The organism is Rhodococcus rhodochrous (genome assembly GCF_900187265.1).
GTDB lineage: Bacteria > Actinomycetota > Actinomycetes > Mycobacteriales > Mycobacteriaceae > Rhodococcus > Rhodococcus rhodochrous.
In genome coordinates this window covers 4,807,025-4,823,733 of the sequence record NZ_LT906450.1, presented here as the reverse complement: position 1 = coordinate 4,823,733, position 16,709 = coordinate 4,807,025, and the positions used below count along the sequence as shown (strand labels likewise).

Below are 16,709 nucleotides of genomic sequence, written 5' to 3'. Positions count from 1 at the left end.
AGCTTTGTCACTTCTCCACGAAACGTTGATCGAACTATGCGGGCAGGATCTGTTGAATGAAACCGTCGCCACTCACCTATCACCGACCGCGGTCGATCGATGAAGCCTGCGAGGTCCTCGCAGGGGTCGCGCACGAGGGCAAAGTGCTCGCCGGCGGCCAGTCACTGATTCCGCTGCTGTCGATGCGCCTGGCGGCACCGGCTCACCTCGTCGACATCGGCTCGATCCCGCGACTCGACGCGATCTCCGCTTCGCAGGAACTCGGCGTCACCTTCGACGCGCTCACCACCCACGCAGCGCTCGAATCCGATCCCACGGTCGCGCAGGTCCAGCCCTTGCTGGGCCGCGCGCTCCGGCTGGTCGCACACCCGACCATCCGCAATCGCGGAACGACCGTCGGATCGATCGTCCACGCCGACCCGTCCGCGGAGATGCCGGCCGTGCTGTCGTTGCTCGGCGGAACGCTCACCGTCCGCTCCGTACGCGGAGTCCGGCAGATCCCCGCCGCCGAGCTGTTCGCCGGGCCGCTCGAATCGACCCTCGAGGCCGACGAGATCGCGACCAGCGTGACCGTTCCCGCGGCGCGGCCGGGCACCGGAACCGCCATCGACGAGATCGCACGACGCCACGGCGACTACGCCCTCGTCGGCGTGGTCGCACAGGTGGAGGTCGAGGACGGCGCGGTGACGTCCGCCCGGATGACCTACGTCTCCGCGGGAGAGCTCGGGCAGGTCGTCGACTACACCGACATCCTGCGCGGGGCCTCGGCACACGACGAGCGCGACCCGCTGTGGCAGCAGGTCGCGGAGAAGGCACGCGAGACCGTCGAGACGGAGGCGGACATCCACGCCACCGACCGCTACCGGTCACAGCTGGTGGCCGCACTGACCGGTCGTGTCGGTTTCGCGGCCGCGCAGGACGCGATCCGCGACGACACACGGGTACCGATGCACACGGGAGGAAGTCGATGACGAGCTCGATCCACAAGGGTGGTCGCGACGCCTCGCGGCGGACCGTCGCCGAACAGGTCGACGAACTGCAGGCGGAGACCGGCGAGCACCACGTCGCCGTGACCTTCACCCTCAACGGCGTGACGCAGACGGTCGTGCTGCCCTCGCGCACGCTGGCATCGGACGCGATCCGTCATCACCTCCGTCAGACCGGCACCCACGTGGGATGCGAGCACGGCGTGTGCGGCGCGTGCACGGTGCTGCTCGACGGCAAGCCGGTGCGGTCGTGCCTCGTGCTCGCCGCGAGCCTCGAGGGCCGCTCGGTGACGACGGTCGAAGGGCTCGTCGAACCGGACGGCACCCTGCACCCTGTGCAGGAGGCATTCGTCGACTGCCACGGTCTGCAATGCGGTTTCTGCACACCGGGATTCGTCACCACGATCGCGGCCTTCCTCGAGGAGAACCCGTCGCCCACCCACGAGGAGGCGACCGATGCGATCGCCGGCAATCTGTGCCGGTGCACGGGTTACCAGAACATCCGGGCGGCCGTGCTGCGCGCCGCCGAGATCAAGCGTGAACGGTCCGGAGGCTCACCGCTCGGCCCCGACAACGAGGCGGCACGCGCCTCGCTCGACGCCAAGGTCCGCGGCACCACCGCTCCGGTCGGAGGAAAGGCAGGACGAGCATGACCAGTGTCTCCGATTCGCCCGTCTCGAACTCCGTCTCGACGAGCACGACCGACCTCGCCCCCGCCGACATCGGCGGTGCCACCGAGTCGGGCAAGTCGTTCGGCAAGCCCATCCCGCGCGTGGAGGACAACCGGCTCGTCAGCGGTAACGGTCGCTATCTCGACGATCTCGGGCACGGCGCGCTCGCCGCGGCCTTCGTCCGGTCGCCGCACGCCCATGCCCGCATCCTCGACATCACCGTCGATGCGGCGCTGGAACTGCCGGGTGTGCACGCCATCTACACCTACGACGATCTCGAGGCCGACTCGCCCGAGATGGCCGAGAACCTCCCGCTGTTGATCCCGCACCCCGCGATCACCGCTCCGCGCAACGGATATCCGCTCGCCAAGGACGAGGTGAACCACGTCGGCGAGGCGATCGTGATGGTCGTCGCCGACAACCGGTACATCGCCGAGGACGCCTGTGCGCTGATCGACATCACCTACGAGGCCCTGCCGGCCGTGGTCGGTGTCGACACCGCACGCAACGCCGAGCACGTCGTCCACCCGGATGTGCCCGACAACGTCGCGGCACACCTCCAGCACGGTTTCGGCGACATCGAGGCGGAGCTCGCCGCGGCACCGCACACGCTGACCCTCGACCTCGAGATCGAACGTTCGGCGTCGATGCCGATGGAGGGCAAAGGCGTCTACGCCCGTTGGGACGACGACGAGAAGGCGCTGACCTTCTGGACGTCCACTCAGACCTCGACCTCCGCCCGTGCCGCGATCGCAGCTCGACTTGGCATGGCGCACAACAAGGTCCACTGCATCGCCCCCGACGTCGGCGGCGGTTTCGGTGTGAAGATCGTGCACCCGTGGCCCGAGGAGGTCATGGTCACCTGGGCCGCCCGCAAGCTGGGGCAGGCCGGGATCTCCAATGAGGTCAAGTGGGTCGAGGACCGGCGCGAACACTTCGTCTCCAGCGCCCACGAGCGCGGGCAGATCCACGAGGTGACCATCGGGTTCGACGACGACGGCCGGCTGCTGGCCTTCGACTTCTCGATCTGGCACGACAACGGCGCCTACCTGCCGTACGGCATCATCGTGCTGCTCAACACCTCCACCCAGGTGCTCGGCCCCTACAAGCCGCGCGCCTTCCGGGTGGACGCCTACTCGCTGTACACCAACACGGTCATCGTCACGCCCTACCGCGGCGCGGGACGACCCCAGGGCGTGTTCGCGATGGAGCGGGCGATGGACGCCATCGCCAAGCATCTCGGCAAGGATGTCCTCGAGGTCCGCGAGACCAATTTCATCCGCCCCGAGGAGATGCCCTACGACTTTCACCTGATCTTCCAGGACGGTCGTCCGCTCATCTACGACACCGGCGACTACCAGGCCGGAACGGACAAGCTCAAGAAGCTCATCGGCTGGGACGAGTTCGCCGAGTACAAGGAACGTGCCCGCGCCGAGGGTCGCCGCGTCGGAATCGGTGTGGGAGCGTACGTCGAGGGCACGGGACCGGGCCCGTACGAGGGCGCACATGTGCTCATCGAGACCTCGGGCAAGGTCGAGGCCGCCACGGGCCTGACCACCCAGGGCCAGGGGCATCAGACCTCCTTCGCGCAGATCGTCGCGGACGATCTCGGTGTGCCGGTCTCCGACGTCGAGATCGTCACCGGCGACACCCGCCGATTCGGTTATGCGGTCGGCACGTTCGCATCGCGCGGTGCCGTGATGTCCGGATCCGCCTTCCACGTCGCCGCGCAGATGGTGGCGGAGAAGGCGAAGAAGATCGCCGCGGAACACCTCCACGCCGACGTCGCCGATCTCGAACTGCGCGAGGGGCACGTGTGCGTGGTGGGCACCGAACCCGGCGCGGAGGGCACCTCGATCCCACTCGGTGTCGTGGCCGTACTGTCGAACCCGCTCCGCTACGCCTTCGACGACGCATCCCGTCGCGCAACGGGATTCGCGAATGCCGAGACCGACATGTCGGTGCCGCCCGTCCTCGAGGGTGAGCAGCCCGGTCTGGAGGCGACCGGCTACTACTCGCCGCCCACCTCGACGTTCGCGTCGGGAATCCACGCGGCGATCGTCGAGACCGATCCCGTCACCGCAGAGATCCGCGTGCTCCGGTATGCGGTGGTGCACGACTGCGGCAACGTCATCAACCCGCGCATCGTCGAGGGTCAGGTGCAGGGCGCGGTCGCGCAGGGCATCGGCGGCGCACTCTACGAGAAGATCGTCTACGACGAGCACGGGCAGATGCTCAACGCGTCGTACATGGACTTCCTCATGCCCTTCGTGACGGAGATGCCCGACTCGCTCGAGATGGACCACACCGTCACCCCGTCCGCACTCAATCCCCTCGGAATGAAGGGTGCCGGCGAGGCCGGTGTCATCCCGACCTCGGCAGTGATCGCCGCGGCCGTCGAGGACGCGGAGGGCATCCCGATCACCAGCATGCCGATTTCCCCCTCGGAGTTGTTCGAGCTGCGTCTGACCCACGCGGCATCCCGAAACAAGGAGAACGAATGAGAATCGCCGGTACCGCGCAACTGCAGGCACCCCCCGACGTGGTGTACGACAGCCTGCAGGACGGCCGTGTTCTCGCGGCGACGATCCCGGGCGTGCAGGCGCTCGAGCAGATCAGCGACAACCACTACAAGCTGTCCATCACCGCCGGGGTGGCCTCCATCAAGGGCACCTACGACGGGGAAGTGGTTCTGTCGCAGCAGAATCGTCCCGAATCGTTCGTCATGACGGCATCGGGTTCCGGCGCTCCGGGAACGGTCAAGGCCGACGTGGCGGTGCGTCTCGAAGAACGTGACGGCGGCACCGTGCTCACCTACGACGCGGACGCGGTCGTCGGCGGCATGGTCGGTGGCGTCGGGCAGCGGATGATCACCGGTGTCGCGAAGAAGATGGCCGGCGTGTTCTTCAACGGCATCGACGGTGTGATCGCCAACGGTCTGCCGGCGGCACCGAGTGCGGCCGAAGCGGCACCCGTCGCGGGCGTGAACGGAGCCGAGGTGGCCGAGGTGGCCGAGGGTGCGGGTGTGAAGACCACCGCGCTGCCCGTTGCCGCCGCGGCAGCTGCACCGGCACCGGCCGGAACGCCTTCGGCAGCAACCGTTCTGCTGTCGGCGGGAGTGGGCGCCGGTATCGCGCTGGCGGGCGTCGCCCTGGGGGCGATCCTCGCCCGACGCTGACCCTTTTCGACGAGTTTTCCGGCACCCCCGGGCCACCACGGCCCGGGGGTGCCGTCGTTTATGGGTGGCAGGTGCACGAACCCCGAACTCCAGGCGACGAGTTCGGCGAGATGTGACAAAGAAACACCGCCGCTCAGGGGGTGGAATGTCATCAGACGTCAGGTGGGACACCGGCGAGACGAACCCAGGAGGAAACATGGGATCCAGGAAGATTCGGGTCGGTATCGATACCGGCGGAACATTCACGGACGTGGTCGCGGTGGACGACGAGTCCGGCACCATCGTCACCACGAAGACCCCGTCGACACCGCAGGATCCGGCCATCGGCTTCCTCGCAGGCATCGAGAAGGTCCTCGCGCAGCTCGGCGAGACCGGCGACGCGATCGACGCCGTCAGCCACGGCACCACCGTCGCGACCAACAAGCTCCTCGAGGGCAAGGTCGGCACCCTCGGATTCATCACCACCGAGGGCTACGAGCACGTTCTCGAGATCGCCCGCCAGTCGGTCCCCGACGGCTACGGCAACTCCTACTTCTGGGTCAAGCCCGACCGCATCGTGCCGGCCGACCGCGTCCGCACCATCCGCGGTCGTCTCGCCTACGACGGCAGTGAGATCCGTCCCCTGAACGAGGACGACGTCCGCGCCGCCGCCCGCTTCTTCAAGGACCGTGAGATCCTCACCGTCGGCGTGTGCCTCATGCACTCCTACGCCAACCCCGAGCACGAGCGCCGCGTCCGCGACATCCTCATGGAGGAGCACCCGGAAGCGACCGTGAGCATCTCCAGCGAGGTGCTGCGCGAGTACCGCGAGTACGAGCGGTCCATCACTACCCTCGTCGACGCCGCGGTCAAGCCCAACATCCGCAACTACGTCAACAACATCGCGAACCGTCTGCGCGAGTTCTCCTCCGCCGAGGGCGAGCAGCGCGACATCCCGTTCTACGTGATGAAGTCCAACGGCGGTGTGCTCTCGGCCAAGGAGGTCGTGCACCAGCCGATCACCACCGTGCTCTCCGGCCCCGCGGCCGGTGCACTGGGCGCGGCCCTGATCGCCGGTGTCGCCGGTGTCGACCAGGTGCTGACCTGCGACGGTGGCGGCACCTCCACGGACGTCACCGTGGTCGTCGGCGGCGAGCCGGCACTCACCACGGAAGGTCGCGTGGGTGTCTACCCGTCCAAGATCCCGATGATCGACGTGGTGACCGTCGGCGCCGGTGGCGGCTCCATCGCATGGATGACCCCCGAGGGCACCCTGCGTGTCGGCCCGCAGTCGGCCGGCGCCGATCCCGGACCCCTGTGCTACGGCAAGGGCGGCAACGAGCCGACCATCACCGACGCCCACGTCCTGCTCGGCCGCATCCCTCCCCACCTGCTCGGCGGTGAGATCCCGCTCGACACCGAGCTCGCCCGCAAGGGCGTCGAGGAGCTCGCGCACAGTCTCGGCCTCGAGTTCGAGGCGTGTGCCACGGGCATCCTCGAGGTGTCGGCCTGGAACCAGGCCAACGCGCTGCGCCAGATCACCGTCAAGCGTGGTCTCGACGTCCGCGACTTCACCCTGGTGACCTTCGGTGGCTCCGGCTCGCTGCTGGCCTGCCGCCTCGTCGACATCCTCGGTCTCAAGGACGTCCTCGTGCCGCTCAACCCCGGCAACGTCTCGGCCTTCGGTCTGCTCACCGTCGACGTCCGCAACGACTACGTGCAGACGCACGTCAGCCGCCACGACCGGTTGAAGATCGACGAGCTGCAGGCCGGACTCGACGCTCTCGCGGCCGAGGCCGAACGTGCCCTGGAGGACGAGGGATTCGGTCCCGACCAGCGGCAGTACGCCCGCTCGGCGGACCTGCGCTACTTCGGCCAGGCCTTCGAGGTGCGCGTGCCGGTCGGCGACGGCCCCATCACCCAGGAACTGATGGACGAGGCAGCCGAACGCTTCCACCAGGCACACCGCGAGCTCTACGGCTACGACTTCCGCAACGATCCCCACCAGCACGTGGAATGGGTCAACCTCCGCGTCAGCGGCATCGGACCCATCAAGCGACCGGAACTCTCCGAGATCGCCCCGGGCACGGGTGCGGACGCCGCCCTCACCGGCACCCGCGAGGCGTACTTCGACGAGTGGGTCACCACCCGCGTGTACGACCGCGCCCGCCTCGGCGCCGGCGACGAACTCGAAGGTCCCGCCGTGATCGAGGAATTCAGCTCGACCATCCCGGTCCACCCCGGATTCCGCGCTCGCATCGACTCTTTCGGCAACATCCGCCTCACCAAGACATCCGACTCGAACGGAGCCACCCGATGACTGCGACTCTCGAACCCGCCGCGGCCACGACGCGCAAGCCCTTCCGGCTGACCGACGCTTCGGGCACCGCTCCCGATCCGGTGCTCGTCGAGATCGTCGCCGGTTACCTCGCCAGCGTCGAGATGGAGGTGGAGACCTCCATCTCCCGGACCTCACGCTCGCCGATGATCCGCGACGCCCACGACTTCCGTGCCGGCATCCATGACCGCAACCTGCGCAAGCTCACCGGTCGGTCGTACTCGGCGCTCGTGCATCCGGTGGCGCGGGACTTCCCGCTCGAGACGATGAAGCCCGGCGACGTCTTCTTCCACAACGACGTCTACCTCTCCGAAGGCGGCATCGGCCACCTCCCCGACCTGTGCGTCACCGTGCCGGTCTTCGCGACCCGTCCCGGCGACACCGAGCCCTCGGTGGTCGCGTTCGTGCAGGCCTTCGGCCACCACGACGACATCGGCGGTTGCTGCCCCGGCTCCATGCCGTCAGGTGCGACCACGGTGTACGAGGAGGGACTGATGGTCCCGCCGATCAAGCTGTGGGACCAGGGCGTTCCGAACGAGGCGGCGCTGCGGATCATGACCCGCAACTCCCGAATGCCCGACTCGCTCGCCGCCGACCTCGACGCCGAGTGCTCGGCGTGCCTCATGGGCGCGCGCCGGCTGTCGGAGCTGTTCGAGCGCTACGGTGTCGAGACCGTCGAGGCCTGCTTCGACGCGATCCTCGACGCCACCACGGAGACGTACCGCCGCGAGATCCTCAGCAAGATCCCGGTGGGCACGTACACCTGGGAGGACTACGCCGAGCACGACGGTGTGGACGAGCCCATGCTGCACGTGCAGCGCATCACCCTCACCAAGACCTCCCCGGAGGACGAGGGCGGCGAGCGTCTGATCCTGGACTTCAACGGCACCGGTCCGCAGGCGAAGGGTCCGATCAACCACTGCGGTGACTACGCCGACGGCAACTTCCTCATCAAGTGGCTGGCGCCGATCCTCCGCAACCTGGCCGACACCCCGGACCGCATGGCGGAGCTGGACGTCAACGAAGGTGTCGTGCCGCTGATCGAGATGAAGTTCCCGGAGCCGGGCACGCTCATCACGCCGATCTTCCCCGCCCCCACCAACGCTCGCACGTTCGTGATCCTGCGTCTGCTCGGTGTGCTCTCCGGTGTGGTCGCCAAGGCGGTCGACGGCAACATGCCCGCCGACCAGGAGACCATCCGCTACACCGGTGTGTACGGCGAGGACTTCGACGGCCACTCCTACCTCATGCGTGAGGTGCTCGGTGGCGGCTCGGGTGGCCGGCACTACGCCGACGGTGAGGACACCATCCACGTGGTGCCCGACTCGCGGAACCTGCCCACGGAGTTCACCGAGAGCCGCTTCCCGTTCATCGTCGAGAAGCTGGGTCTGGCAATCGATTCCGGTGGAGCCGGTCGCTACCGCGGTGGTCTCGGCTACGAGAAGCACATCCGCATGCTCAAGGACGCGAACTTCATGTCCATCGCGGACCGTTCGATCCTCGCGTGCTGGGGTGTCAAGGGCGGCAAGGCCGGCAAGCCGTTCTCCGTCACCCTCGATCCCGGCGGCCCGAACGAGCGCGAGTTCGACGCTCTCACGGACGCCGAGCCGATCAAGGCCGGCGAGGTCGTGCGCATCCGCACCACCGGTGGCGGTGGCTGGGGCGACCCGCTCGATCGTCCGATCGACGAGGTGGTCCGGGACGTGCTGTGGCGCAAGGTGTCCGTCGAGGGCGCCCGCGACGACTACGGCGTGATCCTGAAGGACACCTCGGCCGACGAGCCCGTCGCCGACGTCGAGGCCACCGAGGCGCTGCGTGCGCAGATGCGCGCCGAGCGCGGCGAGGAAGAGCCCTTCTTCGACCGCGGTCCCGGTTACGCCCGCCTGTCGGGTGGTGCCGAGTTCGCCGAGTACGACTTCATCGGCAACTGATGTCGACGACGGCCACTCTCTCCCGCGGCACCGATCTCGCAGTGATCGGTGCCGCGGGGAAGACCGGAACGGCTGTCGTCTCGGCGCTGGAGACAGCAGACACGACCCCCGTCCGCCGAGTGGTGCACACCGCTCGGCAGGCGGGGGATCGTGCTGTCGACCTCGAGACGGGTGCCGGGCTCGTCGACGCGCTGGCGGGTTGCCGCGGCATCTATTTCATCGCCCCGAACATGCACCCCGACGAACCGGCGCTGTTCGAACGGTTCCTCGCGGCGGTGGCCGAGGCAGGTGTCGATCACGTCGTCTACCACTCCGTCGCCTGGCCGTACACGCCGGCGATGCCGCACCACCTCGACAAGGCGCGTTGCGAGGACCTCCTGCACGCCTCCGGGGTGCGGTGGACCGTTCTGCAGCCCTGCGCGTACACGGAGAACTTCGCACCCGTCCTCGACGGCTCGGTCGATGCACTCGACGTCCCCTACGACCCCGACGCGCCGTTCTCGTTCGTCGCCCTGTCGGACGTCGCGACGGTGGCGGCCCGTGTCCTCGTCGAGGGTGCGGACATCCACCACGGCGCCACCTACGAGCTCGGGGGACCGGACTCGGTGAGTGTGCGGCAGCTGTGCGCGGTCGCCGGGCGATCGGTGGAGCTCGAGCAGGTGTCCGTCCCGGTGTGGATGGAGCGCCACGGCCGCGACCTGCCCACAGATGCCCGCGGACGTCTGGCCGCGATGTTCGACTTCTACGACGCTCACGGCTTCGTCGCGGGAAGCGCCGTGACGGCAGCGCTGCTCGGTCGGGAGCCCGCCCGCGTCGCGGATCTCGTCTCGTCGATGCCGCGCCGGTAACCCGCCGGTGGTGTAGGAAAGGGAACGTGACGGATCGCTCTGCGGACGGCCCCGACGCCGTCGACACCCTGCCCCCGCCCGTGCTCATCGCTGTCGACGAGGCCAGCGGTATCGGGGTGCTCACCCTCGACCGCCCGAAGCAGCGCAACCCGCTGTCGGTGGAGACGATGCGCGAGGTCATCGCCGGTCTGACGGCGCTCGCGGCCGACTCGAAGGTGATCGTGGTCCGCGCGGAAGGCCCGGTGTTCTCGGCCGGGCACGACCTGCGGCAGATGATCGGACGCACGCTCGACGAGGAACGCGCGATCTTCGAGACGTGCAACGAGATGATGCGGACGGTGCAGTCGATCCCTCAACCGGTGATCGCATCGGTGCAGGGCACGGCGCTCGCGGCGGGATGCCAGCTCGTCGCATCGTGCGATCTCGCGGTGGCCGCCTCCGATGCCTGCTTCGGCACCCCCGGGGTGCGGATCGGGTTGTTCTGCTCGACGCCGATGGTCGCGGTCAGCCGTGCGATCGGCCGCAAGCGGGCGCTGCAGATGCTGCTGACCGGCGACACCATCGACGCGCAGACCGCCGCCGACTGGGGACTGGTGAACTACGTCGTCGAACCGGAGACGCTGGAGACCGCGACCACCGAACTCGCCCTGAAGATCGCAACGTCGTCCCCCGAGACGATGCGGATCGGCAAGGATGCGTTCTACCGGCAGATCGATCTGCCGCAGGAGACGGCCTATGCCGCGATGGCGGAGACGATGGCGTCGAACGCCATGATCGACGACGCGCAGGAGGGGATGACGGCCTTCCTCGAGAAGCGCGCACCGGTCTGGAAGGACCGCTGATCCCGAGCGATCGCTAAGTCTGGACTAGTTGGTTGGACGTCCTATAAAGTTCGCTGCATGACCCCCGATCCGCGTCAGAGCACCGTCGACGGCATCCTCCACCGCACCGCCGCGCGCTATCCCGCCCGCGTCGCACTCCGCTTCGGCGACCGGCAGTTCACCTACCGGGAACTCGACGATGCCGTCACCCGTGCCGCTGCGCACCTGCTCTCCTTGGGCCTGACCAAGGGCGACCGCGTGGCCGCCTACGGCACCAACTCCGACGGCTACGCGATCGGATATCTCGCCGCTGCCCGCGCCGGCCTGGTGCACGTGCCGATCAACTACGCGCTGCGCGGCGAGGAACTGTCGTACCTGCTCGGTCAGTCGGGCGCGAAGGCAGTGCTCGTCGACCCCGTGTTGCGCGACAACCTCGACGCCGTCCTGGCCGACGTGCCGGCCGAGACCGTCGTCCCGCTCCGCGACGCCGACGACTCCCTGGTGACGGTCGCGCAGACCGGCGACGTGCCGACGCTCGACGTCGCCGTGGCCGACACCGACCTCGTCCAGCTCCTCTACACCTCGGGCACGACGTCGAAGCCCAAGGGCGCCATGATGACCCACCGGGCGCTCACCTTCGAATACATGTCGTCGATCGAGGCGCTCGACCTGTCGGCCGGCGACGATCCGCTCGTGTGCATGCCGCTCTACCACTCCGCGGCGATGCACGTCTTCCTCATCCCGTACTTCGCGGTCGGCGCGACCGTGCGGCTGCTGCCCGCGCCCGACGTCGCCGAGATCCTCCGCCTGGTGGAGGAGGAGCGCATCGGATCGCTGTTCCTCGCCCCGACGGTGTGGGTGCCGCTGACCAACCACCCCGACCTCGACAAGCGCGACCTGTCGTCGCTGCGCAAGGCACAGTACGGCGCGTCGATCATGCCGGTCACCGTCCTCGAGCGGCTCCGCGGCCGCTACCCCGAACTCGGCTTCTACAACTGCTTCGGGCAGTCCGAGATCGGTCCGCTCGCCACCGTCCTCCGTCCCGAGGAGCACGACGCGCGTCCCGCCTCGTGCGGCCGGGCGGTGCTGTTCGTCGAGACCCGCGTCGTCGACGCCGACGGCAACGATGTCCCCGACGGCGAACCCGGCGAGATCCTGTACCGCTCACCGCAACTGTGCCTCGGCTACTGGGAGAACCCCACCGCGACCGAGGAGGCCTTCCGCGACGGCTGGTTCCACTCCGGTGACCTCGTCACCCGCGACGCCGAAGGCTTCATCACCGTCGTCGACCGCATCAAGGACGTCATCAACACCGGTGGCATCCTCGTCGCCTCACGTGAGGTCGAGGACGCGATCTACACGCACCCGGCCGTCGCCGAGGTCGCGGTGATCGGTACTCCGGACGAGAAGTGGATCGAAGCGGTGACCGCGGTGGTCGTCCTCAAGGACGGTCACGAACTCGACGAGCCCACCCTGATCGACCACGTCAAGCGGCGTCTCGCACCGTTCAAGGTGCCCAAGGCCGTTCGCTTCGTCGACGTCCTGCCGCGTAACCAGAGCGGCAAGCTCCTCAAGCGCGAACTGCGCGGATCCTGACCACTCCGAATCGAACACTGCGAAAAGGAAACCTGAACCCGATGCCGAAGAAGCACGTCGCCTCCTGGTACGACGACGAGGTCTCTGCCGTCTACGATCTCGCGCGCGAGTTCTTCGATCGCGAGGTCATGGGCAAGGCCGAGAAGTGGGATTCGCAGCGTCGTATCGACCGTGAGGTGTGGCTCGAGGCCGGCAAGCTCGGTCTGCTGTGCTGCTCGATCCCCGAGGAGTACGGCGGGGGTGGCGGCACCTTCGCGCACGACCTCGCGGTGTTCGACGCGCAGGGCTATTCCGGCGATCTCGCGTTCGGCAACTCCGTGCACAGCGGCATCGTCGCGCACTACATCCTCGAGTACGGCAACGAGGAGCAGAAGAAGGCATGGCTGCCGGGCATGGCCACCGGCGAGATCCTCGGCGCCATCGGCATGACCGAACCCGGTGCGGGTTCGGATCTCAAGGCCATCAAGACCACCGCGGTGCGCGACGGCGACCATTACGTCGTCAACGGCTCGAAGACCTTCATCACCAACGGTTCCTCGGCCGACGTCATAGTCCTCGCCGTCAAGACCGATCCGAAGGCCGGCGCCAAGGGTGTGTCGCTGCTCATCGTGGATCTCCGTGACGCCCCGGGCTTCTCGGTGGGCCGTGTGCTCGACAAGGTCGGTCAGCACGCCGCCGACACCTCCGAGCTGTCGTTCGTCGACGTGCGCGTGCCCGTGACGAACCTGCTCGGCGAATCCGAGGGCCTCGGCTTCGGTCAGCTCATGGCACAGCTCGTGCAGGAACGCCTGATCATCGGCGCGCAGGCGGCCGGTGCGATGGACCGGGCCGTCGAGGAGACCGTCCGTTACACCAAGGCGCGACAGGCGTTCGGGCACAGCCTGTTCGAGTTCCAGAACACGGCCTTCGAACTCGCCGAGTGCCAGACCATCGCTCGCACCTGCCGCATCTTCCTCGATCACTGCATCGAGCAGCACCTGAAGGGCCAACTCGACCCGTCGGACGCCGCGATGGTCAAGTACTGGCTGACCGACAAGCAGTGCGAGGTCATCGACCGGTGCGTGCAGCTGCACGGCGGCTACGGCTACATGCGCGAATACCTCATCGCGCGGATGTACGAGGATGCGCGCGTCCAGCGGATCTACGCCGGCGCGAACGAGGTCATGAAGCAGATCATCGCGCGGGCGCTGTAAGCGCTCGGTTCGGAACTACCCGGCGTCCGGTCCAGTCGACACTCGGCTGCACCGGGCGCCGAGTCGTTTCCGGATGTGCGATGTCTCAACCGGCCGTGGTGGTCAGGAACTCTTCGATTGCCGCGGTGAGCTTCTCGGGCTGGTCTTCGGCCAGCAAGGTGTAGCTGTCGTCGATTTCGACCAGTCGCGCGTCGGGGAAGGCCTCGGCGAGGCGTCGTCCGTGATCGCGGGGCATCATGCGGTCCTCGGTGGCCCACACGACCAGCACCGGCCCGGAGAACTGCGCCGCCTTCGCAGCGATCTCGAGCAGTTGTTGCTTGGGCGGAGCCGAGAGTGCGTACTTCGCCAGATCACGCCGGATGTTCCGGTCGACGGTGGCCGGACGGAACCAGGCGTCCATGACAGGTCCGGGTACCGGACGTTTGCTCATCCAGCCCCAGGTACCGGGGCCTCGTCGTCCGAATTTCGTGCCGAGCACGGCCATGAGCACGCGTACCCCGCCCGGAATCCGGACCAGCGGCAGGAACAGCTTCACCGGACCGGGCGGGTAGTTGTCGAATGCCTCGCACGCGGCGAGTACCAGTCGCGAGACCCGTTCGGGATCCGACACGGCGAGGAAGGCCTGGGCGCCGCCCCAATCGTTCTGGATCAGCGTGACGTCACGCAGATCGAGGGCGTCGAGGAACTCCCCGATGAGATGGCCCATTCCGACGAGGGTGAGGTCTGCCTCCGGACGCATCGGTATGCGGTGCGAGCCGAGAGGCCAGGTCGGCACGATGCATCGGTAGGTGCCGCGGAGTTGTTCGACGACGTGCCGCCACCCGGTGCCGTCCATCAGAAGGCCGTGAATGAACACGAGAACCGGTCCGTCGCCGCCGGTGTCCTCGTACTCGATCGTTCCTGCCGAAAGCTCGATGTCGAACACGCGATCCCCCTTCGCGTCGAGTGGTCGAGATATTTCCACAACTCCGCGCCGCGCGCCGCGATTTCACGCATCCGGCAGACGTATTCACCACGTGGACAGTGTTCAGCGTGGTGCCGGGCTCTGCGATACGCGTGTGGGGATCGGTCGATTACGACTCGACGGTGGGTGGGTACGGCCCTACCTCACCACGGTCGGCTGGTGGTGAGGTACTTCGCCATCTCCTGGCTCTGCGCGCGGTGCATGCGGCGGTGCTCCGCCCGCTCGTCACCGGACTCGTTGAGCTTGCGCTCCTCGTCGGACTCGGGCAGCACCGGCGGGACCTGCATGGGTCGACCGCCGTCGTCGACCGCAACGAAGGTGAGGAAGGCGGTCGCGGCGATGCGTCGCTCACCGCTGCGCAGATCCTCGGCGGTGACCTTGACGAAGACCTCCATCGAGCTGCGTCCGGTCCAGGTCACGAACGACTCGAGGCACACGGAGTCGGAGGGGCGGACGGGTTCGAGGAACGCCACGGAGTCGGTCGACGCCGTCACAACCGACGCGCGACTGTGACGTGTCGCCGAGATCGACGCGGTCATGTCGATGTCGCTCATCAGCTTCCCGCCGAACAACGTGTTGTGATCGTTGACGTCGTTGGGAAACACCCTGCTGGTCTTGACGACTCGTGATTCTCGGCAAGATTTGGCCTGCACGCCGGGGGTCCTTTCGTAGCTTGTGCTCGCGGCGGGATCTCCGCCGGATGCACCCCTACAAGCCTACGACTGCTGCGCGGAAATCGGCGCAGGCCTGGTGTGATGCTCGACAATCCTGGTCAGCATCGCGGTGAGCTGGGCCCGTTCGGCCGCGTCGAGGGGAGCGAACGCCTCTTCCTGCGCCGCGGTGAGCATCCGGTCGAGATCGAACAGTCGCCGGCGCCCGCGCTGGGGGAGGGTGATGATGTTGCGTCGCCGATCGGTGGGGTCGGCGGCGCGTACGACGAAACGACGGTCGACGAGTGCGTCGACGGCGGCGGCGACGTCGCTGCGGTCGAGTCCGCAGCGCCGGGCGAGGTCGATCTGACTGGACGGACCGTATTCCTCGAGGGCGGCCAGGATCCGGTAGTGGTGACCGCGGGCATCGGCGGAGTCGAGACGGTCGAACACGACGCGATGGACGTGTCGCGCCGCCTGGGTCATCAGATAGCTCGGGAGGTGTCCGAGCCGATCGGGGCCGGCCGCGTCGTGGGTGGCGGACATGTGACCGAGTCTACGATCACGGGCCCTGTGGATCGAGACCCCGTCACCGCCGACGATGGTCGGTGATGGGGGTGCGAGGCCCGCGCTTCGGAACCCGTGCGTACCCACCGGTCTCCACGATCAGTCGAACCACCCGATAGCGTTGCGGGCGTTGGGGTTCGAGGTACTCGATCATGCCGGGATCGTCGAGGGGCTTACCGAGCAGCGCCCATCCGACGACCTTCGCGAGGTGGTAGTCGCCGACGGAGAGCGCATCGGTGTCGCCGAACGCGCGCTGGGCGACCTCCGCGGCCGTCCACACTCCCACTCCCGGCACGACCCGCAGCTTGCGCCGGGCGTCGGCGGGCGGTTCGTGGACGAGACGTTCGAGGGAGTCGGCGGCCTGCGCGCACCGCACCACGGTGCGTGCCCGGCCGGGGTCGACGTTCGCCCGATGGAACTCCCAGGACGGCACGGTCCGCCAGGTCGCCGCGGAGGGCGGCACGCGCATGCCCTCCGGGGCCGGGCCGGGCGCCGGATCACCGAACCACGTGACGAGACGACGCCAGGACGCGAACGCCGCCACCCCGTGCACCCGCTGTTCCAGGATGGCCGGCACCAGGGATTCGAGCACCCGGCCGGTGCGGGTGATGCGCAGGGCGGGCATGCGTCGATGCGCCTCGACGAGCAGGGGATGCTCGGGTACGAAGCCGGACGGGTCGTCGTCGGCGCCGAGCAGAGTCGGCAGCCGTTCGACCAGCTCGGACGCGCCCGGGCCCCACGCCAGGCACCGCGCCCCGTGCGGACCGTCCTGAGTGAGCCGGTACGTCACTGCACCGGTGTCCATGCGGGAGGTGCGCCAGACGGCGCCTGCGACGACGCGATGACACGGATCCCACGGCCCGCGCTGCAGCGGCCGCAGGGTGCGCACCACGTCGACGGGCCACGGCACGCGCACGCGGGTGTCGAGGGATGCTTCGTCCGCCACGCGCGCGATGCGACGGCTTCGCTCGTCGGACACGGTCACCG

Annotated in this window: 14 protein-coding genes; 10 read left to right on the top strand and 4 right to left on the bottom strand. The window is 68.2% G+C overall.

The window, feature by feature from the left end:
• Positions 1 to 56: 56 nt before the first annotated feature.
• The 10 genes from CKW34_RS22045 (at position 57) to CKW34_RS22000 (ending at position 13,541) form a co-directional block, all read left to right on the top strand.
• On the top strand, positions 57 to 971 hold the full coding sequence (locus CKW34_RS22045) for an FAD binding domain-containing protein (RefSeq protein ID WP_059382828.1): 915 nt from the start codon (positions 57 to 59) through the stop codon (positions 969 to 971).
• Entirely contained in the window at positions 968 to 1,639 is a 672-nt protein-coding gene (locus CKW34_RS22040; protein WP_059382829.1) for a (2Fe-2S)-binding protein, read from the top strand. Before CKW34_RS22045 ends, CKW34_RS22040 begins: the two co-directional genes overlap by 4 nt.
• Positions 1,636 to 4,161: an aerobic carbon-monoxide dehydrogenase large subunit gene (cutA, locus tag CKW34_RS22035; RefSeq protein ID WP_059382830.1), complete on the top strand. Its 2,526-nt coding sequence runs from the start codon at positions 1,636 to 1,638 to the stop codon at positions 4,159 to 4,161. The genes CKW34_RS22040 and cutA overlap by 4 nt, the downstream gene beginning before the upstream one ends.
• A complete protein-coding gene (locus CKW34_RS22030) occupies positions 4,158 to 4,835 on the top strand; it encodes an SRPBCC family protein (protein WP_059382831.1) in 678 nt (225 codons plus the stop codon). Before cutA ends, CKW34_RS22030 begins: the two co-directional genes overlap by 4 nt.
• Positions 4,836 to 5,031: 196 nt before the next feature.
• A complete protein-coding gene (locus CKW34_RS22025; protein ID WP_059382832.1) occupies positions 5,032 to 7,134 on the top strand; it encodes a hydantoinase/oxoprolinase family protein in 2,103 nt (700 codons plus the stop codon).
• Positions 7,131 to 9,083 carry a hydantoinase B/oxoprolinase family protein gene (locus CKW34_RS22020; protein WP_059382833.1) on the top strand — a complete coding sequence of 651 codons (1,953 nt, stop codon included), beginning with the start codon at positions 7,131 to 7,133 and terminating at the stop codon, positions 9,081 to 9,083. Before CKW34_RS22025 ends, CKW34_RS22020 begins: the two co-directional genes overlap by 4 nt.
• A complete protein-coding gene (locus CKW34_RS22015; protein ID WP_059382834.1) occupies positions 9,083 to 9,931 on the top strand; it encodes an SDR family oxidoreductase in 849 nt (282 codons plus the stop codon). The genes CKW34_RS22020 and CKW34_RS22015 overlap by 1 nt, the downstream gene beginning before the upstream one ends.
• A gap of 26 nt (positions 9,932 to 9,957) precedes the next feature.
• A complete protein-coding gene (locus CKW34_RS22010) occupies positions 9,958 to 10,773 on the top strand; it encodes an enoyl-CoA hydratase (RefSeq protein WP_059382835.1) in 816 nt (271 codons plus the stop codon).
• Positions 10,774 to 10,830: 57 nt separating this feature from the next.
• Positions 10,831 to 12,348 carry an acyl-CoA synthetase gene (locus tag CKW34_RS22005; RefSeq protein WP_059382836.1) on the top strand — a complete coding sequence of 506 codons (1,518 nt, stop codon included), beginning with the start codon at positions 10,831 to 10,833 and terminating at the stop codon, positions 12,346 to 12,348.
• Between the two features lie 41 nt (positions 12,349 to 12,389).
• The gene (locus CKW34_RS22000) at positions 12,390 to 13,541 is read left to right on the top strand and encodes an acyl-CoA dehydrogenase family protein (RefSeq protein ID WP_059382837.1); all 1,152 of its coding nucleotides are present in this window, start codon (positions 12,390 to 12,392) and stop codon (positions 13,539 to 13,541) included.
• Positions 13,542 to 13,626: 85 nt separating this feature from the next.
• Here CKW34_RS22000 and CKW34_RS21995 read toward each other — a convergent pair whose 3' ends face one another.
• From CKW34_RS21995 to CKW34_RS21980, 4 genes are all read right to left on the bottom strand, one after another.
• Positions 13,627 to 14,466 (bottom strand): alpha/beta fold hydrolase, encoded by an 840-nt coding sequence (locus CKW34_RS21995; protein ID WP_059382838.1) that lies wholly within the window; start codon positions 14,464 to 14,466, stop codon positions 13,627 to 13,629.
• Positions 14,467 to 14,648: 182 nt separating this feature from the next.
• Positions 14,649 to 15,059: an acyl-CoA thioesterase gene (locus CKW34_RS21990; RefSeq protein WP_231921770.1), complete on the bottom strand. Its 411-nt coding sequence runs from the start codon at positions 15,057 to 15,059 to the stop codon at positions 14,649 to 14,651.
• A 162-nt stretch (positions 15,060 to 15,221) separates the two neighbouring features.
• Entirely contained in the window at positions 15,222 to 15,701 is a 480-nt protein-coding gene (locus tag CKW34_RS21985) for a MarR family winged helix-turn-helix transcriptional regulator (RefSeq protein WP_059382840.1), read from the bottom strand.
• A 43-nt stretch (positions 15,702 to 15,744) separates the two neighbouring features.
• Complete coding sequence (locus CKW34_RS21980; RefSeq protein ID WP_059382841.1) at positions 15,745 to 16,707, bottom strand: DNA-3-methyladenine glycosylase family protein; 963 nt, start codon at positions 16,705 to 16,707, stop codon at positions 15,745 to 15,747.
• Positions 16,708 to 16,709: the final 2 nt, after the last annotated feature.

Coding starts and splice junctions, on each gene's coding strand:
- CKW34_RS22025 (WP_059382832.1), top strand. CDS start 5,032: ATGGGATCCAGGAAGATTCGGGTCGGTATCGATACCGGCGGAACATTC.
- CKW34_RS22000 (WP_059382837.1), top strand. CDS start 12,390: ATGCCGAAGAAGCACGTCGCCTCCTGGTACGACGACGAGGTCTCTGCC.
- cutA (WP_059382830.1), top strand. CDS start 1,636: ATGACCAGTGTCTCCGATTCGCCCGTCTCGAACTCCGTCTCGACGAGC.
- CKW34_RS22015 (WP_059382834.1), top strand. CDS start 9,083: ATGTCGACGACGGCCACTCTCTCCCGCGGCACCGATCTCGCAGTGATC.
- CKW34_RS22020 (WP_059382833.1), top strand. CDS start 7,131: ATGACTGCGACTCTCGAACCCGCCGCGGCCACGACGCGCAAGCCCTTC.
- CKW34_RS21985 (WP_059382840.1), bottom strand. CDS start 15,701: ATGTCCGCCACCCACGACGCGGCCGGCCCCGATCGGCTCGGACACCTC.
- CKW34_RS22040 (WP_059382829.1), top strand. CDS start 968: ATGACGAGCTCGATCCACAAGGGTGGTCGCGACGCCTCGCGGCGGACC.
- CKW34_RS21990 (WP_231921770.1), bottom strand. CDS start 15,059: ATGAGCGACATCGACATGACCGCGTCGATCTCGGCGACACGTCACAGT.
- CKW34_RS22045 (WP_059382828.1), top strand. CDS start 57: ATGAAACCGTCGCCACTCACCTATCACCGACCGCGGTCGATCGATGAA.
- CKW34_RS22030 (WP_059382831.1), top strand. CDS start 4,158: ATGAGAATCGCCGGTACCGCGCAACTGCAGGCACCCCCCGACGTGGTG.
- CKW34_RS22005 (WP_059382836.1), top strand. CDS start 10,831: ATGACCCCCGATCCGCGTCAGAGCACCGTCGACGGCATCCTCCACCGC.